Here is a 25,185-nt window from a genome sequence, read left to right on the forward strand (position 1 = left end):
ACCCCCGCTCCGGCACAATTGCCTTTATCGGGCCCAGCATCAGCCTTATAGGTATTCAAAATCACCTGGTCCGATTGCTGGCATCCATTGGCATCGGTAACTGTAAGGGTATAAATGGTATTTTCGGTACTACTTACAGATGGGTTGGCCGATGTAGCTCCCGTGCTCCAAAGGTACGTATAGGGACTTTTACCTCCCGTTGCCGAGGGACTTCCACCCAAATTTTGAGACACCCCCGAGCAGGTCTGCATGATTCCTGTAACTCCCCCACCAGCATCTACAGTAGGAGCAGCGTTGGGCCCTACCAGCACAGCGGCCACCTCGCTGGTACTGTACAGTTCCCCGCCACAACAGGCCCCACCCATGGTCAGCCTTCTAAAGTACTTTGCAACGGTAGTCGGGAAGGGCGAATAATTTTTGTCTGTGGCCCCTACCAGATTCGTCCAAGGCCCACTGGGAGTATCGGCCACTTGCCACTGATAGTCCAAATTGAGCGGAGCTTGATTAAAAGGGATACCCATATAATTGAACATCTGAGGGAAGTTACTGCCCGGTATCACCATTTCACCTCCTATTAACTGCTGTACCAATCCATTGGCGCATACGGTTTGAGAGGCTGGAGACAAGGGATCAGCAACGGGAGCCGGCAAAGTAGGACATATTTTATATTTAATTGTCCCAGGGTTATAAATAATTCCAGAAAAAGGCGCCGACGTTACATTATTACCAGAGAAATAACTTTGAAAATAAATAAAATTACCCTCTACATACAACTTTCTATAAAAGTTCTGAGCGGTAAATGAATCGGAATAACCATCCTCCTGAATAGAGGAGAAGCATAATTGTCCATTGGCATCAAACTTGGTAATGGCATAGCTTTCGGGATAACTATTGTTATAGCTACTCCCATCGGTAGAGGGTGTATTAACGGTACATTTGAAACCCAAATAGACCTCTCCATTGGCCATTCCCATGGATGGATAGCCTTCATGCCCGGTCCCTCCAATGAGGGTGGAATAGGCAATTTGCCCCCCGGCGTCAATTTTGGTTAGAAAAACATCGTCCCCCCCAACGTAGGGGAGTCCATTCACCACCGGGTAATTAGGCGACCTTGACTTACCCGTCACATACAATTCCCCATTATAAAGCTCGGCTCCATACATCTCTTCATTGCCGCTCCCCCCGATATATCTGGCAAACTGCATAAACCCAGAGGGGCTGAATTTCATCACCACCACATCGTTGCCTCCCCCATGACTGGACCCCGTGGTGATGGGCACAGCGGTTGCTACAGAGGTTTTACCTACCAAGAATACACCAGAGGCATCGGCATATACACGTCCAGATATACCAATCCTAGAAATATATTTACTCCATAAAATTGCCCCTGTATTCGCATTTAGGGCCGTCACTACAGAAGTAGCCGCATTCGCTACGCTGGGATTATAAACACTCCCATCGGTTACAGGGTAATCAGACGACTTTGTCGAAGCAGTAAAATAAATGACCCCATTAGCATATTCATAGTTGGGTCCGTCTTCATTATTGGCTCCGCCTATCAAAGTAGAATAGAGCAAGGCCCCTGTGCTCGAATAGCGACGTACAAAAACATCACTAGATCCTTTATGGCTAGTACCGTCCGTAGTATAAAAATCTGAGGCTTCTGTTTGACCGGTCACAAGAACTTCATTGCCGATTGTTCGAATAGAACTAGTATATTCATAAAAACCAGTATCCCCATTTTCCCCGCCTATATAAGTCGCAAATTCGACAGCTCCGGTATGCTCATCCATAATTACAAAGCCGGATTTATAATTCCTAAGCTCATTGCTGGACCCATTCGTTACAGGCAAATCCTTAGAATTTGAGTTAAAGCTTACAAATACTTTTCCGTTAGCAACATCTAATCCACTGGGCCTATCATCTCCTTCCCCCCCAAATAAGGTAAGAAATTGAGTGTCCCCATTTTCATCTATGACCCCAATAACGATGTCATAAGACCCTTTATAGGAAACTCCATTGGTCACAGGAATGGATACGTCATAAGTAATTCCTCCAACTAAATAAGTTTTTCCTTGGATCACCTTGGAATAATAAAACTCATAATGACCGTTGGCACTTTTAGACCCTAAAATTCGGGCCATATCTATCCGAACCTGTGCCTGGGCTACAGGCCTGAGGCCCAGACACAGAAAAAAGAGTAAGACCATGAAAGGCCATTTTTTGGCTTTTCGCCAGTTTGTGGTAGTGTGTTGCATCCGCTCTTAATTTAATGATTGATGAAATAATAGAATAAATTTTACTCGATAGAATATATTTCTATTGCTAGATTTTTACCACATTATATGATAACACTAGTCACATATATCTATACTTAAATATACTACTTATTAGATAATTGATTACATTTTTATCAAGACCTAAATACAACTTAATATGCCCAATTCAAGGAATTCTGCCAAAACAACTAAATCAAAAAGAATACAATAATCTCATAAAATTTTAGGGGCTAAGATCTTTTAGTAAAAGTCCAAACCAAGCAAAGTACAATTTGCCGATCGAGAGTGTTAACTAGACTTTTTAAGCCAAAGAAGGAGAAAGGGTGATAAATTGGAGAATGAATAGGAGAATGACAGGCACTAAACGACCTAAGAAAATAATTACGACCAGGACTCTTACTTAAATAAATTCAATATGTAAACTTAACCTATTATGGTATACTGGGGCTGATTTATAGTAAGGGAAGGGTAAAATTGAAGAGAATAGGAATCGTAGCTATAAATAGAATCTTATCAGAAAAAAATTGATATCTCCTTAATAACAAACCAAGGACAAACAGTTTTTATAAGAACTATTTCTAGCAAACAAAACTTCAACTAATGTCAACAAAACTTACACCAATAGAACTTTAAATATTATACGATACAAAAAAAAACTATCTCTATTGCATGAAGATATAAACCTCTAGTTAAAAGAGAAAAATCTAGTCACCCCAGTCCAATAACTGTACAAAAAGAGAACAATGTATAATGTTCTAAATAAACATATACTACGGATTCAAATAAACTTTGGCCCATTCAAGATCTTCAGGAGTCGTAATTTTGATATTTTGATAGGATCCTTCGATGAGATGAATGGTAAAACCAGCCTGTTCGAGTACGCTGGCACAGTCGGTAAATTGGGGTTGATACCCCATGGTGAAGGCATGCCGCATCCTTTCGAGATGAAATGTTTGCGGGGTTTGAACGAGGCGAAAAGCCGTTCGATCCAAGGCTTGATTGCCATCTGGATCCACGTGCCGAATAGAATCTTTGAGCGGGACGCTAGTCACGGCGCTGCCCTGAGACAGGGCTTCACGGAAACCCAGAGCAATAATTTGCGGATCGATAACGGGTCTTACTCCATCATGAACCGTTACTAGCCCAGCAGTATCTGTAATGGAATTCAATCCGTTTTGGACCGAATGAAAGCGGGTATCTCCACCTTCAACAAGGGAATGTTCGATTATAAAACCATGGCTCAGGCAAAGGGATTTCCAATAAAGCATTTGGCTGGCAGGCAATACGACGATAATCTGCAGAGATGGCGAATAAGCCCTAAAGGCGCGTAAGGTATGCATGAGAATAGGCAAACCGTTGACCTCTATAAATTGCTTAGGTAGGTCGCTCTTCATACGGCTACCGCTACCTCCGGCTACTATTATTGCAAACTCTTTCATAATCGGACCATAAGGAAGGGTCATTTAAGAGTCGGCACCTGGCCTATACCTACTTAAATGACCCTTATGCAAACAAAGGAATACTTATATGATTAACATAGCGTCCCCATAGGTAAAGAATTTATATTTCTCTTTGATCGCTAATTCATAGGCTTTCATCACCAAATCGTACCCTCCGAAGGCACAGGCCGACATCAATAGGATAGATTCTGGCAGCTGGAAATTGGAGATCATAGCATTGGCAATTTTGAAATCGTAGGGAGGAAACACGAAACGATCGGTCCATCCTTCTACCTCTTTCAAATGCCCACTAGCCGACACCGACGACTCAATGGCTTTCAAGGAGGTGGTACCTACGGCACACACCCGCTTTCCTTGGTCGATGGCCTTATTGACGATCGCGGCACTCTCTGGGGATATCCTATAATTTTCTGAGTCTGTTTTATGCTTGGTCAAGTCCTCAACATCTACATTACGGAAGGTTCCTAATCCAACATGCAAAGTAACGGGAGCAAATCCTACTCCTTTTATTTCCAAACGCTTCATCATAGCTTTGGTGAAGTGCATACCAGCTGTTGGAGCCGCAACGGCACCCGTATGCTCGGCAAAAATGGTCTGGAATCGTTCCCGGTCGGCAGTTTCTACCTTCCTTCTGGAGATAATCTCAGGTGGCAGGGGCGTCTCACCCAGTTCGTCGACCAGCTTCATAAAGGCGTCGTTGTCGCCATCGTACAAAAATCGTATCGTACGACCTCTGGAAGTGGTGTTGTCGATTACCTCGGCTACCAAATCGCTATCCCCAAAGTACAGCTTATTGCCTACCCTGATTTTACGTGCCGGATCCACCAGTACATCCCAAAGGCGCATTTCTCTGTTGAGCTCTCTCAACAGAAACACCTCGATTTTGGCACCCGTCTTCTCTTTTTGGCCAAACAACCTTGCCGGAAAGACTTTAGTATCGTTAATGGCCATGACGTCGCCGTCATCAAAATAATTGATTAAATCTGCGAAAGTTTTATGCTCTATCTCTCCTGTTTTGCGGTGTACCACCATCAAGCGTGACTCACCACGGTCGGCAGGGTGCAAGGCAATTAAACTTTGTGGGAGATCAAATTTAAATTCGGATAGCTTCATAGCTGGTTTTTCAGAGTGTATTGTTATATGTCGGCCTGGAGCCTCTTGCATTCACTAAAAATCTGCAACGGCCTCTATTCTTAATAAGCGCAAAACCGTGGCTCTTTACTGTCTTAGTGCGCTTTATGAAAAATTTGTCACTTCCCTTCAGCACTAAAATTAAGACCGCAAAAGTACCTATTTATTCCCAAATATACTAGCACTTTTTATGTCGCTAGGGATTCCGGCGCTGCTGTTTCCATTTTGAAACTTTATTTTCATTCCCCCCATTTGCAGGCAAGTGTTCGGCATCCACCGATTTTTTGAGTTGTTGGGTCATAAGCACCGCAACGACCCGCTGATCCTGAGTCGATTGCCCCGACAACAGGTCGGGTGTAAAGTGCTGCTGGACAAAATTAGTATCGAAGCTAGCATCTAAAAAGACAGGGTGTTGACAAACAAACCGACAAAAATCTAGGGTAGTTTGAACGCCGAGGATTACAAATTCCTCTATCGCCCTAGTCATTTTGGCAATGGCTTCCGGTCGATCCTGCCCATAAGTGATGAGTTTGGCCAGCAGAGGGTCATAATAAATGGGGATTGTCATACCTGATTCGACGCCATCGTCGACGCGCACTCCATTCCCTAAAGGAGGTGAATAGGCCCGTAATTGACCAACATCGGGGAGAAAATTGTTTCGGGCGTCCTCAGCATATACCCGACACTCTATGGCGTGGCCTCGTATCCCTATTTCCGATTGCTCGAAAGGAAGGCGCCTCCCTTCGGCGATATAGATCATCTGTTTCACCAGGTCAATCCCGGTAATAAGCTCGGTAACAGGATGCTCCACTTGCAGTCTGGTGTTCATTTCTAAGAAATAGAACCGTTTGTCCTCGTCCAGGATAAACTCCACAGTACCGGCCCCATAATATCCACAGGACCTTGCCACGTCGATTGCACAACGGCCCATGGCGGCCCTAGTGGCGTCATCGATAGACACCGACGGCGCCTCTTCCATGACCTTTTGGTGCCTCCTTTGTATGGAGCACTCCCTATCGAAAAGGTGTACGATCTTCCCATGTTGGTCGCCTAACACCTGTATTTCAATATGCTTGGGAGAGGTTATGTACTTCTCAATAAAAACGGAGCCATCGCCAAAAGCCGCTTCAGCCTCACTGACGGCCCGGTCCATCTGGTGATCAAAATCGGCCTCGGAGTCGACAATGCGCATACCCTTACCCCCGCCCCCAGCACTAGCCTTTATCAGAATTGGATACCCAATAGTGGCGGCTACTTGCTTGGCCACCGTACGGTCGGTAATAGCCTCTGCAGTTCCCGGCACCATGGGTATATCATAAGCTGCGGCGGCCGTCTTGGCGGCGAGCTTACTACCCATCGTTTCGATGGCCTCCGAGGAGGGACCAATAAATATCAACCCCTCCGACCTCACCCGTCGGGCAAACCCTGCGTTTTCGGAAAGAAAGCCATAGCCAGGGTGAATGGCATCGACCCCCAGCTCTTTGCTTATTTCTATCAATTTGTTTTGGTCCAAATAGGATTGACTTGCCTCCGGCGGCCCTAGGCACACGGCCTGGTCGGCGAAGCGTACATGGGGGGACGTACGGTCGGCCTCACTAAACACCGCTACCGTGGCGATGTCCATTTCTTTGGCCGTTCGTAAGATTCTCATGGCAATTTCACCCCGATTGGCCACAAGAATTTTTTTTATTTCTTTCATGCGCTTTCTTGCTAAAAGGTCGAATGCACTAAATAAATGCATGTATTGTAAATGTAACACATTATTATTTCCTTAACTTACAAGTTCCTGTAGTATAGGATGGTATTATTCTTTACCATTTTTTTTTAAATTTGCATTTATCTAACATATGTAATATTTAATTACCCACATAAATAAGACGAAAGTGGATATTTTTGAGAAACTACACAATAACTCAGGCCCCATAGGCACCCCAGCTAAAATGCTGAATAGTCACCATTACTTTTCTTTCCCTATGCTGGAAGGCGACTTGGGCCCCAAAATGAAATTTATGGGCCGCGAGGTGCTTAACTGGAGCCTTAATAATTACTTAGGCCTAGCCAATCATCCTGAAGTAAGAAAAGCGGACGCCGATGCTGCAGCAAAATGGGGACTAGCCTACCCGATGGGAGCCCGGATGATGTCGGGAAACTCTACTTTACATGAGCATTTCGAAAAAGAACTCGCCACTTTCGTAGGGAAGAAAGACGCTTTCTTGCTGAACTACGGCTACCAGGGAGTGATGTCGGCGATTGAGTGCCTATGCGACCACCGCGATGTAATCGTATACGACGCCGAATCGCATGCTTGCCTAATCGACGGTATCCGTCTGCACAAAGCCAAAATGGGAACTTACTATAAGTTCAACCATAATGACATGGAGAGTCTCGAAAAAAACCTTAAAAGAGCCACCAAAATGGCCAACGAAAAGGGAGGCGGCGTGTTGGTGATCACCGAGGGTGTATTTGGAATGTCGGGTAAGGTAGGTGACTTAAAAGCCATCGTAGCCCTTAAAGAGAAATACGAATTCCGCCTTTTGGTCGACGACGCACACGGCTTTGGAACCATGGGTGAAACGGGTGCTGGAGTGGGCGAAATGTTAGGCGTTCAGAAAGATGTAGATCTTTACTTCTCGACCTTCGCCAAGTCTATGGCCGCTATCGGAGCATTTATTGCCTCCGACGACCCCGAGATTATCATGTATTTGAAGTACAATATGCGTTCGCAAACCTACGCGAAAGCCTTACCAATGCCTTATGTAGAAGGTGGCCTAAAGCGGTTAGAAATGATCAAGACGATGCCCGAGTTGCGCAGCAAACTCTGGGAGAACGTACGCGCTATGCAGAACGGACTCCGTGCCCGGGGCTTCAACATAGGAGAAACCGAATCGCCGGTGACCCCCGTATTCCTACATAGCGAGGGGGGAGTACCAGAGGTAACTCGCATGGTTCGCGACTTGAGAGAGAACATGGGCGTATTCTGCTCTATTGTAGTATATCCAGTGGTACCAAAAGGACAGATCATGCTTCGTATTATTCCTACTTCTGCGCATACCCTCGAAGAGGTAGAGTATACCCTCAATGCCTTTACAACCTTAGCCGACAAGCTCAAAAATCGAGTTTATCAGCTGGAAGAGGTGAGTGAATAACAAAAAGCATAAAACAGTAAATTTGCCCCAAAAAGGCCCTTTTTAGAAAAAGGGCCTTTTTTATTGGAATTTAAAGCAACTTTTTAATATATACTTAAATAACTGATTATCAATCCATTATATAAACTACTGATAGTCAATTGCATTATACACTTGTTTTTTTTTATTATTTGAGTTGCGTTAAAGTTTTTAATTACTAAATTTCGGTCAAAACAGGCCGTATAGGCCAATTAAGGCATAATTTAACTATAAAACCAAACCATCATGACACGATTTGAGGAAGTTAAAAATTTGATTTTATCTCTGGAAGGTGATTTCGATAAATTCTACAGCAAAGAGAACCAAGCCGCTGGAACGCGTGTTCGTAAAGGCATGCAGGATCTTAAGACCCTGGCACAAGACATCCGTACCGAAGTTCAAAATAAGAAAAACGCTGCAGAATAATATTTAAAGCACACGACAACACTGAGCCCGACTCCTACGAGCCGGGCTTTATTTTTTTTTAAAACTTCTCCTTATTAATCATCGTGGCCACGCCACGCGTTACTACCTTCTTAGTTTCGGCATCTTTGATTTCGGTGGTTATCTCAGCGACATGTTTATCGGGGTTGAGCGTCTTAATGGTAAAGACGGCGACATAGTCGGTATCTACAAACATGGGACGAAGGAAATCCAAAGTTTGATTGAGGTAAATAGATCCGTGACCAGGATACTGGGTGCCCAGAATTTTGGTAAATACGGTAGCACCTAGCATTCCATGAATGATGGGGCGTTTGAATAGGGTCGTAGCCGCATATTCCGCATCTAAATGCAGCGGATTATCGTCGCCAGTCAGTTCGGCGAAACGAACTACTTGTTCCTGGGTAAAACGGAAAGAATGCTCGAAGGATGCCCCAATCTCTGCTTTTATCATTTTATATTCCTGTTATTGGTGATGAGAAGTAAAATAGTGAAGTTACAACATTTGCGCTTTCAAACAAGGTATTTTGGGTAGGTCACCCCTCTGCGGGCAAAAAAAGAGCCGCTATCCCTAGCGGCTCAGAAAAAATGATTTATACGAACTTTCAGTCTTCTATATCCTCTTCTATCAAGGACTCATCGTCCATAGTGACCAGCGTGGAGGCTAACTTAGGTGCTCTGGCTTTATTCTTTTTATCTTTAAATTTCACCACCCTCATTTTTAACGTATCTAAGGCCAGATCGGTGGCTTCTTCGAAGGTAGTACCTTGTTCTCGCACAAACACCGTTCCTCCCGGAACATACAGTTTCACTTCTAGCAATTTGGTATGCAATTTCGCATTTTCGCTCTTATCCAGTTTCAAGAATACCTCACCACTCGTGATCCGATCGTAAAAGGTATCTAACTTATCCATTTTTTGTTGGATAAACTGAAACAATTTTGGATCAGCATCGAAGTGAATTGCTTGCATCTGCAGTCTCATAAGCACATTGGTTTAAGGTAAAACAACACTTATTCATTACGGGAATACCCAATTGAATTGCATCATCATTAGGTACCTATTGGCAAATCCCCTCCCATTTCCTCTTTCGCTTCTGCCTAGAATAATGGTAGAGTGAATAAATGAAATTAAATGCTAAATGTCAAGTAAACCAAGGCTTATTTTATCAAATATCGTTGTGCCTAATTGGGCGCATACCGGCTCCCTCAAGCTTCTTCCAAAAGGGTTTTAAAAGAGACATAATGACCATTAAACTTCTGGTGATGCGCATCGGCCAGAGCAGGCTGAAATTCAGTTTGATAGGCCAAAAAATCCTCCATACTATGGAAACGGAACTGAGTAGTATAAGTGACTCCTTCATTTTCAATTTCAGTTAACAAACGAAGTAGCTTGCACTCTGCCGGCAACCCTGTAGCATGTATGGCGGGAAGATAGGTCGTTTTCATATAGTCCAGCCATTGTTTTTCGGCCGGCAAATTTACATTGACTGTAATGTTATAGATAATCATAGGGAGCAATAATTGTTAAAAGCTACAAATATCCGATTAATTCTGAAGGTGACCTAATGAAGCAGGGGGAAGATAGATAGCCGATAATTTGGGAGTACTATACCGGGCGATTACCTTTGTGCCCTTACAATATTCACTAAAATCCTATCGAATCAGATGAACATGCTCATTCATGCCCACTCGGGCCTACGTTATGTGGTATTAGGGTTGCTGATCGCCTCAGTATTTGTAGCTTACTCTAAGTGGCAAAGTAACGACCAAGGCGATAGCAAGCTGTACCTTTTTGCGATGATCGCGGCCCATACTCAGTTGTTAATAGGACTGATCCTTTTCAGTATGAGCCCTAAGGTCGATTTTAGCATGATGGGAAATGCCCTTTATCGGTTTTTCACTGTCGAGCATACGATCATGATGTTGATCGCCCTGGTATTGATCACCATGGGCAGGGTAAGAGCCAAAAAACTTACTGGAGCGGACAAGCATAGGACGGTTCTGTATTTCTATTCCCTTGGCCTGATTATGATCTTGGTAGCCATCCCTTGGCCTTTTAGAAACCTTGGAGCGGGCTGGTTCTAAAACATACGTGGAGCTACCCTTCCCGCACAGGTGACGGAGGGTAGCTCCCACAATTTTTCAACCAAACAGGTCGCTGGATAGGTAACGGTCGCCCCGGTCGCAGATGATGGTAACGATCACCCCTGATTCTATTTCGGAGGCCAGTTTTACGGCAGCCCATGCGGCTCCTCCACTACTCATCCCTGCAAATACGGCCTCTTCCCTAGCCAATCGTCTGGTCATACTAGCAGCATCCTGTTGGCTCACCTCTATCACCTTATCCACCCTTTTTGCATCAAAAATTTTGGGCAGATAGGCCTCAGGCCATTTTCTGATACCCGGAATACTGGAACCATCGGTGGGTTGGCAGCCTACAATCTGCACCGAAGAATCCTGCTCTTTCAAATACCGCGACACCCCCATTATGGTCCCGGTGGTCCCCATGGATGAAACGAAATGGGTGATTTTCCCCGAAGTATCCTTCCAGATCTCCGGACCTGTAGTACGGTAATGCGCTTTCCAATTATCCTCATTCGCAAACTGATTTAACATAAAATACCCAGGTTCTGAGGCCTTCTGATCGGCATAGTCGCGAGAAGCCTCTATGGATTCCTTCAGGATCACCTTAGCGCCAAAGGCCTCCATAGTCAGCACTCGCTCTCTGGTGGAGTTCTCGGGCATCACCAGCTCTATCTCTATCCTAAACAAGCTGGCGATCATAGCCAGGGCTATTCCGGTATTACCACTGGTAGCCTCCACCAACTTAACCCCTGGCTGAAGCTCGCCCCGTTCCATGGCCCCTTTGATCATGGCATAAGCCGCCCGGTCTTTTACGCTTCCTCCCGGGTTATTCCCTTCCAATTTGCCATAAATCTTAACGTTGGGATTGGGGTTAATATGATCTAAATCGACCAAAGGCGTATTGCCTACTAAATGAAGAAGAGATGACATAATTGAAATAACAATAATAAAATAAAAAAATCTAGGCCGGGATCTCCCCCTTATTTACCCGTAAAAAACAACAAGGTACCTAGTAAGAAATCGTCAATAGAAGTACTGTGCGTGCCTTTTGAGACCGGGATGAGTTGCAGGTCGGGAGCTCCTAGCTTGGTCATGGCATCATAGGCATTTTGGGAATTGAAAAAGAACACCAGCTGGTCGTCGGTTCCATGATACAAACGTGTAGGAGTAGTGGGTTTCCAGTTGTAAACATCATTATCGGCAATGGCCTCTGCTAGGGCTGTATCGGTTCCATCAGCCACCGCCTTGCGGAACGAATCGGTCAAGATGCTATTAAAACTCACATCGATGGGGTAGTCTAACCCTGAGGACTGAATACCACTGGCATAAGGCTCCTTAAAATAATAGCTTGCCGGACGATTGAGACCATATACCCGATCGTAGGTCAGCAATACCCACAGATATAGCTTATTATAGGAAGCGATTCCATGAGTAGGAGCGTTGACGATATACTTCATAAAGGCCGTTTTATCATAGGCTCCCGCACCACAGCTAGAAGCGACTAGGTTAAACTCGCTGGAAGCCTCTTCCTCTATTTTTTTTTGCAACGACATGGTGGCATACCCTCCCTCCGAATAGCCCGCTAAAAACAGCTTATTGTTCCATTTGGTAGTATTTTCTTTGGCAATAAACTCTTTTACTGCCCTCAACATATCCAACGAAGCCGAGGCCAAGCTGGCCCTATGCTCATAAGGGTGTTGAAAATCTTTGGATGCTCCGTAGCCGATATAGTCGGGATAGGAAATGATATACCCCTGTGCTCCAAAAAGGGCCCCAAAGGTAGCCGCCTCCGAGTCGGGTTGAAAATTGGAAGGTGCCGAAGCGTCCGACTCTATGGTACCATGCTGCACGCTAAGCAAGGGAACTTCTTCATTGGTATCGGGCACTATCACCGCCCCAGTGGCGGTTATGGTTTGCCCATCGGTATTCTTTGTCTGGTAGGTAAGCTTATAGACAATGACTCCGTTTTTGACATACGCCGCTAAAAGAGGGGAGATCTTTACGGCTTCTGCGGTAAGTTCCGCCTTGGTGAGCGTAGCAAGCTGCGTACTGCTGACCAGTACGCTGGGATCGTCAACAGGATCGACCGTATCGTCTTTCTTACTGCAGGAAGCAAAAAACACAATAAGCGAAAGTGCCAGCCACTGAAACGGTTTTAGAAAAAAGGGGGTTCTCAATACCTGTGCTTTAATCATAAGAGATTCTATTTTTAACAGTGCTACTAATAGACTGTAATTGAAACCGGACTTTACCCGAAATAATTCAATGGACTCTTATTCTCCTTATAACTTACCCATAAACCAACGTATCATCCGGGCTGTGGCGTCGGGACGCTCTATCATTCCCATATGTCCTGCCTCGGCCAATATAAAGGGATAGCACCTTTCGGGAAGTGTCGATAGCTCCATACCACTCTCAAAAGAAACGAAAGCATCCTCCATCCCCAAAATAAGCAATACGGGAACCTTCATTTCTTTTAGTACTTCGGTATTGTCGGCCCTGTCGCGCATGGCGTTAATACCTGCAATAAGTGCCGCTTCGGGCAGTTTGGCAAAGAAATCTATATGCTCTTGAAGCTTTTGCGGATGGGATGCTTTATATCTTTGGCCAAATAAATTGGGTGCCGTATTTTTCAAAAATGAAGGAGTCCCATAGTTCCTAATTAGGGTGATGGTTTGGTTGCGTTGGTGTTTTTTGGATTCGTCGTCGGCCAAGGCGGTGGAGTGAAACAAACCAAAGCCTACGAGCATGTCAGGATATTTCTTAGCAAACTCCAAAGCGATATAACCGCCCATCGAGTGACCAATCAACGTACACTTCTGAATGTTGGCACTGGTAAGAAAACGATATAGCTCATCGGCATATGCTTCGACGGTCTGGCACGCTGTAAACAAGGAAATATTAGGCCTAACGATGGTAAAACTATCGTTCAGAATGGCATCGAGCTGGTCCCAAATAGTATCGTCCATGCCATGACCATGCAAAAGAACCAAGGTTTTACGTTGAAAAATCATATGAAAGTAATTTGCAGTTGAGTTATATTTCCAATAAATATACATAAAAGGCCCCTTATCAAAGATTAAAAGGGGCCCTTTTGATTCAAAATTGTATTCATTTGGGGGAATGACCTATCAAACCCAGGTAGTATTCGCCCCGACGTCCACCGGCCTAGGCCGGATGTTGCAGGGATTCTTCCCGAAGGGTTCTACGCAGAATCTTTCCGACGTTACTCTTCGGTAATTCCGTTTTAAAAATGATACTCTTAGGCCTTTTATAACCCGTAAAATTCTCCTTGCAGTAGGCCACCACTCCTTCTTCGGTCAGCGATGGATCACTTTTGACAATAAATAACCGCACTGCCTCTCCTGAGTGCTCGTCGGGCACGCCTACGCAGGCTACCTCAAGCACACCGGGACATTTGGCCATTACGTCTTCGATCTCGTTCGGATAAACGTTAAAGCCCGACACTAAAATCATGTCCTTTTTACGATCCACAATTTTAAAGAAACCGTCTTCATCCTTCACGCCTATATCTCCGGTTCTGAACCATTTCCCAGACTCATCTTCAAAGAACACTTTTTTTGTTTCTTCTGGTCGGTTAAAATAGCCTTCCATTACCTGTGGGCCCTGGGCACATATCTCTCCCCTTTCTCCAATGGCCGCCCAGGTTTCGTCATCCTTCAGCACCCTTAGCTCCGTACTAGGAATAGGCACCCCTATGGTACCTACCCGTTGTTTTCCATTCAGCGGGTTCACCGACAATACCGGTGAGGTTTCAGATAGGCCATAACCTTCTACCAAATGACAGCCTGTCACTTTATACCAGTTTTCGGCCACCACCTGCTGAAGGGCCATACCACCGGCTATGGTGATTTTTAATGAACTGAAGTCCAACGCCCTAAACGCAGCATTATTGAGCATGCTATTGAAGAGCGTATTAAGCCCTGGGAAAATATGAATATCATACTTCTTCCATTCTTTTATAAAGGCAGGAAGATCTCTAGGGTTGGTGATCAGCACATTATGCCCTCCCCATTTCAAAGCACATAAGGCATTGACGGTCATGGCAAACACATGGTACAAGGGTAACGGTGCTACCAATGTGATCTGGCCCGAAAATTGATTCGTTCTAAAACTAGACATCAGCCATTCATTCACCGCTTCCACATTGGCCAGCAGGTTGCGATGCGTCAGGCAGGCTCCCTTGGAAACGCCAGTAGTACCGCCTGTATATTGAATAAAAGCCAGGTCGTTGCCTTTACGCTGCGGCCGTTGATAAGGCAAATGCTCCCCCTTAGCCAATGTCGAAAGAAAGGAAACTTTCTTGTCGAGGGTATAGCTAGGCACCATCTTCTTCACATATTTCACGACTGCATTGACCAATATCCGTTTAGGGAATCCCAACATATCGCCAATCTCGGTCACGATCACATGTTTGATATCGGTCTGATCCACTATTTTTTCCAGATTCACCGCGAAGTTCGCTAGGATCACAATGGCCTTGGCCCCCGAGTCTTTGAACTGATGTAGCATTTCCCGACTCGTATACAGAGGGTTGGTATTGACGATCACCAGCCCCGCCCTTATTGCTCCAAACATGGCTACAGGAAACTGCAATAAGTTGGGCATCTGAATGGCAATACGGTCGCCGGCTACCAAACCTATGGATTGAAGGTAAGCGGCAAAATACTGACTTAGCCTATCTAATTCTCCAAAAGTGAGACTTTTGTCCATATTCGTATAGGCCTTTAGGTCCTTATTATGCACAAAACTACGCTCCATCAGCTCGATAAGCGAAGGATAAGCGTCAGGGTTTATTTCGTGTGGGACACTGGGGGCATAAAATTTATACCAAGGATGTCCCATGGTTTTATCTTCAATCATTGGTTCAACGTTTGCGTGATCACAAATTCAAGCTTTAATTTAACAATTTAAATGATTTTATTGAATATTCTCATTTAAATATTTAGAAGCCGTTGAGCTAAAATGGGCCATATTCATTTATTTTGACCCTCTTTCCAAGTTTTACGTGCCAACTCCCAAAGCCATAACGCCCCTTCATCGGAGTCCTGGACATCGGATGTATATACGAACCCCAGGTTTTGCAATAGCTGTGTAGAAGCATTCTCTTCCGACATGGTATGGGCTATCACCTTATGCACTCCATTGCTGGCAAATGCATGTTCGACCAGCCCCTTTGCGGTTTCGGTAGCCAGACCTTGGGCCCGCATATCGGGCATAATTTCATAGCCTATTTCTACGATTCCACTCGAATCGGGCTCCCCCTTATAGCCACAGCTGCCAATGAGTTGATTTCGCTCCTTATGGATGGTCAAATACACCCACCATTCTCTCAAGGGAGGGTGTTGTTTCCAGCGTTCATAGGAAGGGGCGAAGGTGTCTCTAAATTCGGTCCATTTCTTAGGGACATTGAGGCCCATCACTCTACCCAGTACATTATTGCCCATTTTGATAGCATCAAACAGGGTATCGTCGCAGGGGACGAGTCTTAATCTTGGTGTTTCAATCATACGTTTGTTATTGTAATGCTCATTCCCCTGTTTCGCTCCCCGAGTCGAATCGGTCGGAAATGACCTTTCTTATCGCTTGATGGGGGCGCAAGGGAGGGTTCTTTGCCATAGCTTGCCCTCTTTCGGCGTTGGTCTTAGCCCTTATGGCGAGGTTGCTCGTGGACAGGTGCTGACTTCGCCAGAGCCTGTACTCCTCCTCGGTCATCACGTCCTTGGCTACCTGTCCTCTAGCATAGCCATCGGCATAGCTATTGTTTTGGCTATCGCTTAAGGCTATCCGTTGTTCCGATTCCAGATGTTCCAATTCTTTCTTAAGGTCTATTTCCTCGGTACGGATATCCCAAAGTGGCTCTAACATTTTAAGCTCATTTTCGCAGATATTCTTCTCCGAAGTATGCCTACCTATGGCTACCCGTAAGGGAGCCGCCATTTTTAAAAGCTTCTTCCTTCGTCTTTTCAAGCGCCATAGTCGGGGATCTATCTGTAGCCAACGCAGCCAAAAGGCCTGCAAAACAGGAAGCGCCATTCCTAGCGACACGGCCCCAGCGATGGCAAACATCACCCCACTAAGCACAAAAGAAAGTAAGGCCCAGGGGCTGTTGACTAGGTTCAGATTCAGCTGGTCCGATTCTCGTAAAGCCTGTTCAATTTTATTGGTCAACTCTGGGCTATCGATAGGTAGCCCAGTCAGTGGGTCTACCGCATTGAGCTGCAGGTTTTTTACCGACTTATTGATCGCCGACTTCATCATGTCGGTACGGTAGGCTTCATACCTAAACCATCCCAAGACTGTCAGCGTGGCTATAGCAAAGAGGGAAAGAATTAACTTGAACCGTGCATATCGCTTCTTGGCCGGTTCCGCATCGGAAGCATGATAAGGCCCCTCTATCAACCGATCGTAGGCAGGTTTTAACAGAACCGACAACATGGCAAGGCCAATGGCAAAGGCCCAGGCTTCGTTGGAATTCCGGATATTGAGGGCATAGGCCACGATCTCGTGGGAGATGATCAGGTCGCCAGCAATAAATGCCACTCCAGCAAAAAGGAAGATCAACCCCGCTAATAAGGAATAATACGGGGCTTTATTGGCTCTTTTTTCCTGCAAAAGCTCCTTTTCCTGCTGCCCTTCCACCAATTCCTGCTCCACTTCGTTTAACAGGGTTTTGTGGGTCTGTAGGGCGGTTTGCTCCACTTGCAGCCTATCGAAGGCACTTTTTTGTTTATGGGTATTGGCTCCCATACGCTCTTGAATCTCTTTGAGCCTCTCCTTTTTTTCGGATATTCGTCCAGTCAGCCAGTCGTAATCGGCCTTACTTTTCAGATAGGCCTCATAACTTTGCCTATCGAGTCCTTCTAGGCCATTGGTATAACCGTGCTGATACTCGTCGGAATGTTGCCCTGTATATGGTTCCATTGCTAAGAAATTTAAAATTGATGCTGATACAGAAATGTCGTGGTGCCTATCGTCAGGCTACTTCCCTTGATCACTAATATATTTCAGTTCCTTACCCGTCAAGCGCTCCTTCATGCTTCTTGCCAAATGATATTCGCTTTCAAATATCTTGATCAGCATATTTCTTTTCGCAATAATCTTTTCGCGCTCGGTCTCGGCGGTAGCTTGTTCTCTAACGGCCTGCCATTTTTGCACCCGAATTTCACTTATCTCCCCCTCCAATTCCCTCAGCTCGGTTCCCCAAGCCGCAAGTTCCTCTTCGGCCAGCCGCTGCCGCCGACGTAGGCTTAGCCACGACTGAAGGTCTTTCCTTAGGACGGTGACGTTACTCAACAGCAATTTGCCCGAAAACAAAAATAGGAACAGTACGAATACAAATACGCCTAAGGCATGCCAAGGGGTTTGATGCTGCCACGCATGCACCAGGACGAACAACGCCGCAGCTACAGGCAGGCCGGTCTCTTCCAAGACGGTACGCCAATTGGCTCTAGCGTCGCCTTGGTGAAAAAATGAAATATGCCCAAATAAGTTGAACATCCCCGCACAAAACACCCCCAAAGCCACCCATGGGGTATGCGGGTAATCGGGCAGGAGCGTTTCTTCGATTAGAAAAAAGTTACTCACGCAGACTACCAAACTCAGCACAAGCCCTATAATGGTCCGTGGCAGGAAATGGTGGTGGTCTGCCGGAATAGTAGATCGTTCCTGCATACTTCTAGTAAGCTCAGAAACCCGCTGTGTCTTTTGCCCTATAAATAAATTATACTCTTGAATCTCCTCATTTTTCCGCTCAATGTCGGCACCAAAACCGGCCGACAGTTGGGAGAAATATTGATGGATAATATCCGTTTTTTCGGTAGGATCCGACTCTGATAACCCAAATAACACCCCTTCGTCGCGAAGGATGTCCTCGTCTCTCAGCCAAAGGGGCGGTGGAGCGATGTCGTGGGACCACCCTTGCTCCCCTTTCAATACCGACCTATCGAAGGCTCCGGGTTCTACCTCTTCATTTCCAGCTAAAGTCGGAGCCGGTTCGGCAACTACCGTTGGGGCAACCTCCGTTGGGGCAACTCCCGTTGGGGCAACCTCCGTTGCGGCAACCTCTTCCGAGGGTACCTTGGGCAAGGCTTTGGGCGTATAGTACTCCTCCTCGGAATCCCCCGATCGAAGCCAGTTTAATAGTCTGTTTTTTATGGTTGCCATAGGAATTTCATGAGTTGAGGTACTATTATCCTTCAAAACAAGTTAAGAAGCCATAATATTGTGATGGTCGGTAATAAAACTACCCCAGTGAGGGAGTTACTTCAGGAATATTCGTTTTAGCGCTTCCCAAAGTGCTTTCTTTTTTTCTACATCGTTGGCAATGGTAGCCAAGGGCTCAGCGAGCAAAAACCACACTCCATCGACGAATTTGGGGGTATAGGGCACCAGCACCAGGTCGACCTGAAGGCGAATAAGGGGCACCCCAAAACTAAGTAGATATTGTACTTTTTTAGCTGCCAAGGCACCGTTCGCATCTTTGCTTTGCAGATAGCTATAGTTGATCACATCGGCCTGGGTCATCGAGTGCCCTACTGCCTTCAAGATGTTATTGAGTAAGGTGGCTTCTTCTTGGGGAATAGCTTCTTGGAGGGAGCTATCGGTAAGTACGAGTAACGGGTGCTTTAGAGTAGGGAATGGGTGGTCAGCAACCATAGCCGGGGCTACGGGGGTAGGCTGAGCCGCCGTAGCCGCTTTGGGCTTCGGCTCCTCGGCTTTGGGTAGCTGCGGAGCTGAACTCGCCTTTGGATCCACTTTATACGAAGTACTCCCATCCTCTAGGCGGAAGAGGGTGTCGTTTTCGTACAAAATATGATATAGATTGATAGACGGTTCCATGATACTGGCTTAATTATTTCCCCAAATTTACTGTCGAGGGATTCCAAATCCCAATTTTTTGCTGTTGAGCCTTCTTCTCTAATGCGGCATATTCCTGATCGGAAGAATACTTTTTGAAATGCACGGCCAGACCATTTTCAACGAGCGTCTTATTGAGCACTTCGCCATTTTTCAAGACTACCTCTCCCAATAATCGACCATAACGGTCAAACTCCCCCTTATGACGTATTTCTACCGTTTGGCGAAAACAACGGTCGGCTACCAATTGTTTGGCCACGTTATAGTACGGACGGCCTCGTTCTGGACAGTTGATATGTAAAAATCGGATCCGGATAGGCTTTCCGGTGCGCTGTCCGGCCCCTTTTCCGGTGTATATCAACTTAAGCTCGATGGTGTCTCCGTCTTGTATCGCAATCACCTCGGCCTTTAAAGGGTTGGGCACCTTGTCGGTCTTGGGTATCGCCTGAGCCACTACAGGGCTCGAGCCTCCTACAAAAATGATAAATACGAATACTGCTAAAAATCGGTGGGTTTTAAAGAAAGTAAAATGCACGTAACTAAGAACTGTTAATTTGTAATAAAGAGTCAAAAGCCTTCATAGGCCAATGAGACCACGAAGGTAAGACCACAACCCGAATTTCCCTTCATTTTATAGCAGCATTTGCGAATTAGCCCTTTGTCACTTTTCCCAAGAGGTAGCCAATTCTTAAATAAATCGCCTCTTCCATTCTGGTTTTGGCAGCTTACAACTATTGTTTGACCCTATGACGTGATGTCGGTTGCGAGCTACCCAGTCATACACCAAATCTCGAAGGACTTTCGGCAAAATACGCATTCCTGAAACCCAGCGCCAGCGCCCCCCCAAATCGTACAAGAGGTCCAGCACCCCCGTCGATTTTTCGGTAAGCCTACCTTCATGCAGATAAAGAAAGGTATCGAAGTCGCTCAAGGAACGCCCATGCTCGCGTAAGGTCTGTTGGCCATAGTCCGACTGCAAGGAACAAAAATAAAGTTTCTCCCTTCGGTCCCATTTCAATAACTGTAGCACGAAGCGATTGCACAGGGCACAATCTCCATCGTAAAAAACTATATGCTGTGGTTTCATGATTACCATACTTCTGACAGGCCTTTACCTTAGGCTTCAAAGGTGCTCTATGCAAGAGCAACGATTTTGAAGGGCTCTTTTGTTCATAACATCACTGATTTACTAACCACTGGGCTTTTGAAATGCTCAAGCTTTTTCTATTTCTATACCGCTTGCAGCATTATTCCATTCTTTATTTATACAACATCATATAACCAACTAGTTAAATTGTCCAGAAACTTCCTTGAAACAATTCTGAACACAGGGTGATCCATGCCTTCAAGCCTCACAGCTTTCAGTAAAGAATCTCCCTTATTGGCTAGCCTGAAGGCCTAGTATCTTAAACCTAAAAAAACTCCTCCAAATGCTTCTGGAGGAGTTTTTTTAGGTTTCTAAGGGATCGCAACTTAGGACCCACAGGCTTCGCAACCTTCGGGGTCGTCGAGCGAACATTGCATGTCGGCTCTTTGATCGCGCACGGGAGCCGGTTTGGTATGCTCCTGGGCGTATTGCGCATAGTTGAGCTCCTTTTCGGCAATGGCCGCCGTGGCGGGCTCTATTTGCCGCTCTCCTTGCTTGCTGACTGTAAACTGTACCGGATCCGACGCCGCCCGGGTCCGGAGGTAGTACATTCCTGTTTTCAATCCTTTTTTCCAGGCATAGAAATGCATGGAAGTTAGCTTTCCAAAATTGGCCTCTTCCATAAAGATATTCAGCGACTGCGATTGGCAGATAAATGCCCCCCTATCGGCCGACATATCCAACAAGCTCCGTTGCTTTATCTCCCAAGCGGTTTTATACAAGTCTTTAATATGCTGTGGAATATTAGGTATCGCTTGCACGGACCCACTAGTGCGGACTAGGTTGTTTTTCATCTCCTCATTCCACAATCCCAATTTCACCAAGTCTTTAAGTAAATACTTATTCACGACCACAAACTCCCCTGACAACACCCTTCTTACATATATATTGGAAGTAAATGGCTCGAAGCACTCATTATTTCCAAGTATTTGGCTGGTAGAGGCGGTAGGCATAGGCGCCAACAAAAGGGAGTTACGCACCCCATTCTGTATGACCTCCTTACGGAGCTTTTCCCAATCCCAACGTCCATTCTCAGGGCTTACACCCCACATATCGAACTGGAATATCCCTTGTGAAATGGGGCTTCCCTCCCAGGATTCGTAGGTACCTTCCACTTTGGCGAGCTCCATAGAGGCCTCCATGGCACCAAAATAGATGGTTTCAAAAATATCCTTGTTCAGCTTGCGCGCCTCTTCGGAATCGAAGGGCATGCGCAACAGACAAAACGAATCGGCCAAGCCTTGTACGCCTATCCCGATAGGACGGTGACGTTTGTTGCTGCGCTCTGCCTCTACGATAGGATAATAATTAAGATCGATGATTCGGTTTAAGTTTTTGGTAATCACCTTCGTGATTTCGTACAACTTCTGATGGTCGAAGTGCATATATCCATCAGGCCCCTCTTCTACAAATTTGGGCAGGGCTATCGAAGCCAAGTTACATACTGCGGCCTCGTCGGGGGCCGTGTATTCAATAATTTCTGTACATAAGTTCGAGGACTTAATGGTGCCCAAGTTTTTTTGGTTGGACTTGCTATTGGCATGGTCCTTATACAGCATATACGGCGTCCCCGTCTCTATTTGAGACTCCATAATAGCAAACCACAGATCCTGTGCTTTGATGGTTTTTCGGGCCCTGCCTTCTAATTCGTATTTCTGGTAGAGTTTCTCAAATTCGGCACTGTGCGTATCGGATAGGCCAGGGCATTCGTGGGGATCGAAAAGCGACCAGGTATCGTTGCTTTCCACTCTTTTCATAAACAAATCGGGGATCCAGAGCGCATAGAACAAATCGCGTGCACGCTGTTCCTCCTTACCATGATTCTTTTTGAGATCGAGGAAATCAAAAATATCGGCATGCCAGGGTTCCATATAAATGGCGAAAGAGCCCTTGCGCTTGCCTCCTCCCTGATCCACATAACGGGCCGTGTCGTTAAAGACCCTTAGCATAGGGACAATACCATTCGACACGCCATTAGTACCCTTGATATACGACCCAGTGGCCCGTACATCGTGGATGCTCAGGCCTATGCCCCCCGCCGACTGGGAGATCATCGCACAGTTTTTGAGCGTATCGTAGATACCACTGATACTATCTTCTTTCATCGTCAGCAAAAAGCACGACGACATCTGAGGCTTCGGGGTGCCCGCATTGAACAAGGTAGGAGTAGCATGGGTAAACCATTTTTCCGATAGCAGGTGGTAAGTCTCAATAGCCGCAGCAATATCGGTTTGGTGAATCCCCACCGCTACACGCATGAGCATATGTTGTGGACGCTCCACAATGCGACCCTCTACTTTGAGTAGATAAGACTTTTCTAGAGTTTTATACCCAAAATAATCATATCCATAATCCCGATCATAAATGATGGTAGAGTCCAATAAGGATGCATTCTGACGAATGACCTCGTAAACTTCTTTAGAAATTAAAGAGGCATTCTCCCCGGTTTTCTCGTCTATATAAGTATAGAGCCTTTTCATGGTCGCAGAAAAGGATTTCAGGGTGTTTTTATGTAAATTAGAAATCGCAATTCTAGCAGCCAATATCGCATAATCGGGATGCTTGGTAGTCATAGAAGCCGCCGTTTCTGCCGCCAAATTATCCAGCTCAGCAGTGGTAACACCATCGTATATCCCCGAAACCACCTTTTTGGCTACTTCGACAGGTTGAACGAAATGAGGGTCTAGGCCATAGCTCAGTTTTTCGATCCGAGCCGTCACCTTATCAAATTTGACAGATTCCCGGCGGCCATCCCGCTTAATGACGTACATTGACATGTTAATATATTGTTTTATAAGAAGTTAGTATTTTAAAAATTCCTAGGGGAGGTATCTCGTAGTCGTTAAAAAACATTTGAAATAACATCAAATTAAGGTAAAAAACAATCGTTCCACAGACCAGCAAATCGGTACAAATTGAAAAACCTACGTTATCAAATTGTTAAAAATCTTATTTCAAGTGGGTTACCTCCGGCACCAAGCAAACCGGCCGTTCGAAAAAAAAAAATAAAAAATTATTTAAATGAGTAGAAAATAAAAAAAGCTTACAAAATGGGAAACTTTTTTTGTATTGAAAATTCATTAAGTACTGACAAACAATTATTTAATATTTTTTTCTGACAACTTTTTTATACTAAAAATATTCTACATACAACATTTTATTTGACATAACATCGAGCTAACCTAACAAAAACAGGCAAAACCGCAGTTATTTCCACTAAAACCAACGATCTATGGACAACTCCCTTATTTCCAGAAGAGACTTTATCGCTACTGCGGCAACCTTAGCTGCCCTCCCCAGCCTAGCAGGCTCTTCCGCTTGGGCGCGGGGATCTAGCCCTTCCATCACCCTGGGGGTGTTTGCGGCCTACCAGCATGCTGCCTATCTGCAATCCTTGGGCTTCGGCTATATCGAAGAGGCGGTAGGCCGATTCCTACTTCCCTCCGAAACAGAGGCCCCATACTATGAAAATCGGGACGTGCTCCAGCAGGAGGGATTCCCGATAAAGTCCTATGTTGTGCTTTTACCTTCGGCCATAAAAACGGTGGGTCCCCAAGCCCAACACCAAGAGGCCCTGGCACGTACCCAACTAGCCCTTCGGCGTGCCAAGGAATGTGGATCTTCTTATATTGTATTTGGGAGTGGCGGGGCCCGGAACATCCCCGAGGACTTCAACCGCCACGAGGCCAAGGCCCAACATATTGCTCTATGCCGCCAAATGGCCCCCATGGCCGAAAAATACGGCATCACCATCGCCATTGAACCACTCAACCGAGGTGAAACCAATTTTATTAACAGCCTCGCAGAAGGCGTAGAAATAGTGGAAGCCGTAAAAAGCCCAAGGGTCAAGCTTCTTTGCGATATCTATCATATGCTCAAGGAAGACGAACCCGCCAGCGAAATAACTAAATATGGGAAACATATTGTACATTGCCATATTGCCGAAAAAGCGGAACGCACCCCACCCGGTGTAATGGGCGACGACTTCCGGCCCTATCTAAGTGCCTTAAAGCAAACAGGATACCGAGGAGGGCTTTCGATAGAATGCTTCCATTACGACGACTTTTCCAACCAAATCAGAACCGGAATTGCCGAGCTTCAAAAGCAGATAAACGAAGTATAAAAATAACTGACGCTCAATTTATTAAAATATAAGCAGGTAATATTTGCGGAGTCAAATTTTAATTTTTACTTTTGCATTCCTTTTTGAGAAATGTATAGAACACAAAATACCATATAACAATGAAAAAAGATATTCATCCCAACTATAGAGAAGTGATCTTCTGGGACTTATCAAGCGACTTTAAATTCATCACTCGCTCTACGATCGAGACTGACGAAACCTTGGCCTGGGAAGATGGAAAAACTTACCCTGTATACAAGGTCGAAGTTTCTTCGAAATCACACCCTTTCTATACTGGTAAAAATGTACTGGTAGACACAGCAGGTCGTGTGGATAAATTCAGAAAACGTTACAACAAATAATAGAATCCTCTATTTTTTGTTAGAAGATATAGGCAGTCTCTCAGGTGTTCACCAAAAGAGACTGCCTTCTTATTTGTGTCGTAAAAAAAATAAACGAACTTTGGCTATACAT

General features: G+C 45.4%; 23 protein-coding genes. 5 read left to right on the plus strand and 18 right to left on the minus strand.

What is annotated here, in order from left to right; translation table 11 throughout:
* From CLV98_RS12610 to CLV98_RS12625, 4 genes are all read right to left on the minus strand, one after another.
* Positions 1–2,210, minus strand: a 2,210-nt coding sequence (locus CLV98_RS12610; protein ID WP_146202275.1) for a DUF8696 domain-containing protein, incomplete at its 3' end; no start/stop codon positions are given.
* Positions 2,211–3,049: 839 nt separating this feature from the next.
* The gene (locus CLV98_RS12615; RefSeq protein WP_109674923.1) at positions 3,050–3,718 is read right to left on the minus strand and encodes a 2-C-methyl-D-erythritol 4-phosphate cytidylyltransferase; all 669 of its coding nucleotides are present in this window, start codon (positions 3,716–3,718) and stop codon (positions 3,050–3,052) included.
* An 84-nt stretch (positions 3,719–3,802) separates the two neighbouring features.
* Positions 3,803–4,852 carry a tRNA preQ1(34) S-adenosylmethionine ribosyltransferase-isomerase QueA gene (gene queA, locus CLV98_RS12620; protein WP_109674702.1) on the minus strand — a complete coding sequence of 350 codons (1,050 nt, stop codon included), beginning with the start codon at positions 4,850–4,852 and terminating at the stop codon, positions 3,803–3,805.
* 214 nt (positions 4,853–5,066) lie between these two features.
* Positions 5,067–6,569 (minus strand): acetyl-CoA carboxylase biotin carboxylase subunit, encoded by a 1,503-nt coding sequence (locus tag CLV98_RS12625; protein ID WP_109674703.1) that lies wholly within the window; start codon positions 6,567–6,569, stop codon positions 5,067–5,069.
* A gap of 184 nt (positions 6,570–6,753) precedes the next feature.
* Between CLV98_RS12625 and CLV98_RS12630 the strand changes: the two genes are divergently transcribed.
* Complete coding sequence (locus tag CLV98_RS12630) at positions 6,754–8,016, plus strand: aminotransferase class I/II-fold pyridoxal phosphate-dependent enzyme (RefSeq protein WP_109674704.1); 1,263 nt, start codon at positions 6,754–6,756, stop codon at positions 8,014–8,016.
* A gap of 264 nt (positions 8,017–8,280) precedes the next feature.
* Entirely contained in the window at positions 8,281–8,460 is a 180-nt protein-coding gene (locus CLV98_RS12635) for a BF3379 family histone-like protein (RefSeq protein WP_109674705.1), read from the plus strand.
* 58 nt (positions 8,461–8,518) lie between these two features.
* On the opposite strand, the gene CLV98_RS12640 is transcribed toward CLV98_RS12635, so the two are convergent.
* From CLV98_RS12640 to CLV98_RS12650, 3 genes are all read right to left on the minus strand, one after another.
* Positions 8,519–8,929 carry a MaoC family dehydratase gene (locus CLV98_RS12640; protein ID WP_109674706.1) on the minus strand — a complete coding sequence of 137 codons (411 nt, stop codon included), beginning with the start codon at positions 8,927–8,929 and terminating at the stop codon, positions 8,519–8,521.
* A 151-nt stretch (positions 8,930–9,080) separates the two neighbouring features.
* The gene (locus CLV98_RS12645; protein ID WP_109674707.1) at positions 9,081–9,458 is read right to left on the minus strand and encodes an HPF/RaiA family ribosome-associated protein; all 378 of its coding nucleotides are present in this window, start codon (positions 9,456–9,458) and stop codon (positions 9,081–9,083) included.
* Between the two features lie 224 nt (positions 9,459–9,682).
* Complete coding sequence (locus tag CLV98_RS12650) at positions 9,683–9,985, minus strand: DUF4286 family protein (RefSeq protein WP_109674708.1); 303 nt, start codon at positions 9,983–9,985, stop codon at positions 9,683–9,685.
* A gap of 156 nt (positions 9,986–10,141) precedes the next feature.
* On the opposite strand from CLV98_RS12650, the gene CLV98_RS12655 reads away from it, so the two are divergent.
* The gene (locus CLV98_RS12655) at positions 10,142–10,561 is read left to right on the plus strand and encodes a cytochrome B (RefSeq protein WP_109674709.1); all 420 of its coding nucleotides are present in this window, start codon (positions 10,142–10,144) and stop codon (positions 10,559–10,561) included.
* 57 nt (positions 10,562–10,618) lie between these two features.
* On the opposite strand, the gene cysM is transcribed toward CLV98_RS12655, so the two are convergent.
* The 11 genes from cysM to CLV98_RS12710 form a co-directional block, all read right to left on the minus strand.
* Positions 10,619–11,491: a cysteine synthase CysM gene (gene cysM, locus CLV98_RS12660; RefSeq protein WP_109674710.1), complete on the minus strand. Its 873-nt coding sequence runs from the start codon at positions 11,489–11,491 to the stop codon at positions 10,619–10,621.
* A 50-nt stretch (positions 11,492–11,541) separates the two neighbouring features.
* A complete protein-coding gene (locus tag CLV98_RS12665) occupies positions 11,542–12,756 on the minus strand; it encodes a lipase family protein (protein WP_109674711.1) in 1,215 nt (404 codons plus the stop codon).
* An 87-nt stretch (positions 12,757–12,843) separates the two neighbouring features.
* Entirely contained in the window at positions 12,844–13,575 is a 732-nt protein-coding gene (locus CLV98_RS12670) for an alpha/beta fold hydrolase (RefSeq protein ID WP_109674924.1), read from the minus strand.
* 154 nt (positions 13,576–13,729) lie between these two features.
* Positions 13,730–15,445, minus strand: coding sequence for an AMP-binding protein (locus CLV98_RS12675; RefSeq protein WP_109674712.1), 1,716 nt, complete (start codon positions 15,443–15,445; stop codon positions 13,730–13,732).
* Positions 15,446–15,558: 113 nt separating this feature from the next.
* Positions 15,559–16,092 (minus strand): GNAT family N-acetyltransferase, encoded by a 534-nt coding sequence (locus CLV98_RS12680; RefSeq protein WP_109674713.1) that lies wholly within the window; start codon positions 16,090–16,092, stop codon positions 15,559–15,561.
* A gap of 19 nt (positions 16,093–16,111) precedes the next feature.
* Entirely contained in the window at positions 16,112–17,506 is a 1,395-nt protein-coding gene (locus CLV98_RS12685) for a hypothetical protein (RefSeq protein ID WP_109674714.1), read from the minus strand.
* A gap of 57 nt (positions 17,507–17,563) precedes the next feature.
* The gene (locus tag CLV98_RS12690) at positions 17,564–18,748 is read right to left on the minus strand and encodes a hypothetical protein (protein WP_109674715.1); all 1,185 of its coding nucleotides are present in this window, start codon (positions 18,746–18,748) and stop codon (positions 17,564–17,566) included.
* A 96-nt stretch (positions 18,749–18,844) separates the two neighbouring features.
* A complete protein-coding gene (locus tag CLV98_RS12695) occupies positions 18,845–19,423 on the minus strand; it encodes a hypothetical protein (protein ID WP_109674716.1) in 579 nt (192 codons plus the stop codon).
* A 13-nt stretch (positions 19,424–19,436) separates the two neighbouring features.
* Positions 19,437–19,976, minus strand: a complete 540-nt coding sequence (locus CLV98_RS12700; RefSeq protein WP_229203354.1) for a thermonuclease family protein — start codon at positions 19,974–19,976, stop codon at positions 19,437–19,439.
* 153 nt (positions 19,977–20,129) lie between these two features.
* The gene (locus CLV98_RS12705) at positions 20,130–20,528 is read right to left on the minus strand and encodes a thiol-disulfide oxidoreductase DCC family protein (RefSeq protein WP_158281252.1); all 399 of its coding nucleotides are present in this window, start codon (positions 20,526–20,528) and stop codon (positions 20,130–20,132) included.
* A gap of 386 nt (positions 20,529–20,914) precedes the next feature.
* A complete protein-coding gene (locus CLV98_RS12710; RefSeq protein ID WP_109674718.1) occupies positions 20,915–23,359 on the minus strand; it encodes a ribonucleoside-diphosphate reductase subunit alpha in 2,445 nt (814 codons plus the stop codon).
* Between the two features lie 461 nt (positions 23,360–23,820).
* Here CLV98_RS12710 and CLV98_RS12715 point away from each other — a divergent pair, with 461 nt between their 5' ends.
* The gene (locus CLV98_RS12715; protein ID WP_109674719.1) at positions 23,821–24,711 is read left to right on the plus strand and encodes a sugar phosphate isomerase/epimerase family protein; all 891 of its coding nucleotides are present in this window, start codon (positions 23,821–23,823) and stop codon (positions 24,709–24,711) included.
* Between the two features lie 119 nt (positions 24,712–24,830).
* Complete coding sequence (locus tag CLV98_RS12720) at positions 24,831–25,073, plus strand: type B 50S ribosomal protein L31 (protein WP_109674720.1); 243 nt, start codon at positions 24,831–24,833, stop codon at positions 25,071–25,073.
* Positions 25,074–25,185 lie beyond the last annotated feature (112 nt).

It is taken from the genome of Dyadobacter jejuensis, assembly GCF_003149085.1.
Taxonomy (GTDB): Bacteria; Bacteroidota; Bacteroidia; order Cytophagales; family Spirosomataceae; genus Dyadobacter; species Dyadobacter jejuensis.

Bases quoted from the DNA above. Each gene is read 5' to 3' on its own strand.
- CLV98_RS12690 (WP_109674715.1), bottom strand. From the start codon at position 18,748: ATGGCAACCATAAAAAACAGACTATTAAACTGGCTTCGATCGGGGGAT.
- CLV98_RS12720 (WP_109674720.1), top strand. From the start codon at position 24,831: ATGAAAAAAGATATTCATCCCAACTATAGAGAAGTGATCTTCTGGGAC.
- CLV98_RS12680 (WP_109674713.1), bottom strand. From the start codon at position 16,092: ATGATTGAAACACCAAGATTAAGACTCGTCCCCTGCGACGATACCCTG.
- CLV98_RS12670 (WP_109674924.1), bottom strand. From the start codon at position 13,575: ATGATTTTTCAACGTAAAACCTTGGTTCTTTTGCATGGTCATGGCATG.
- queA (WP_109674702.1), bottom strand. From the start codon at position 4,852: ATGAAGCTATCCGAATTTAAATTTGATCTCCCACAAAGTTTAATTGCC.
- CLV98_RS12710 (WP_109674718.1), bottom strand. From the start codon at position 23,359: ATGTACGTCATTAAGCGGGATGGCCGCCGGGAATCTGTCAAATTTGAT.
- CLV98_RS12665 (WP_109674711.1), bottom strand. From the start codon at position 12,756: ATGATTAAAGCACAGGTATTGAGAACCCCCTTTTTTCTAAAACCGTTT.
- CLV98_RS12640 (WP_109674706.1), bottom strand. From the start codon at position 8,929: ATGATAAAAGCAGAGATTGGGGCATCCTTCGAGCATTCTTTCCGTTTT.
- CLV98_RS12715 (WP_109674719.1), top strand. From the start codon at position 23,821: ATGGACAACTCCCTTATTTCCAGAAGAGACTTTATCGCTACTGCGGCA.
- CLV98_RS12705 (WP_158281252.1), bottom strand. From the start codon at position 20,528: ATGAAACCACAGCATATAGTTTTTTACGATGGAGATTGTGCCCTGTGC.
- cysM (WP_109674710.1), bottom strand. From the start codon at position 11,491: ATGTCATCTCTTCTTCATTTAGTAGGCAATACGCCTTTGGTCGATTTA.
- CLV98_RS12650 (WP_109674708.1), bottom strand. From the start codon at position 9,985: ATGATTATCTATAACATTACAGTCAATGTAAATTTGCCGGCCGAAAAA.
- CLV98_RS12685 (WP_109674714.1), bottom strand. From the start codon at position 17,506: ATGGAACCATATACAGGGCAACATTCCGACGAGTATCAGCACGGTTAT.
- CLV98_RS12635 (WP_109674705.1), top strand. From the start codon at position 8,281: ATGACACGATTTGAGGAAGTTAAAAATTTGATTTTATCTCTGGAAGGT.
- CLV98_RS12625 (WP_109674703.1), bottom strand. From the start codon at position 6,569: ATGAAAGAAATAAAAAAAATTCTTGTGGCCAATCGGGGTGAAATTGCC.
- CLV98_RS12615 (WP_109674923.1), bottom strand. From the start codon at position 3,718: ATGAAAGAGTTTGCAATAATAGTAGCCGGAGGTAGCGGTAGCCGTATG.
- CLV98_RS12645 (WP_109674707.1), bottom strand. From the start codon at position 9,458: ATGAGACTGCAGATGCAAGCAATTCACTTCGATGCTGATCCAAAATTG.
- CLV98_RS12695 (WP_109674716.1), bottom strand. From the start codon at position 19,423: ATGGAACCGTCTATCAATCTATATCATATTTTGTACGAAAACGACACC.
- CLV98_RS12655 (WP_109674709.1), top strand. From the start codon at position 10,142: ATGAACATGCTCATTCATGCCCACTCGGGCCTACGTTATGTGGTATTA.
- CLV98_RS12675 (WP_109674712.1), bottom strand. From the start codon at position 15,445: ATGATTGAAGATAAAACCATGGGACATCCTTGGTATAAATTTTATGCC.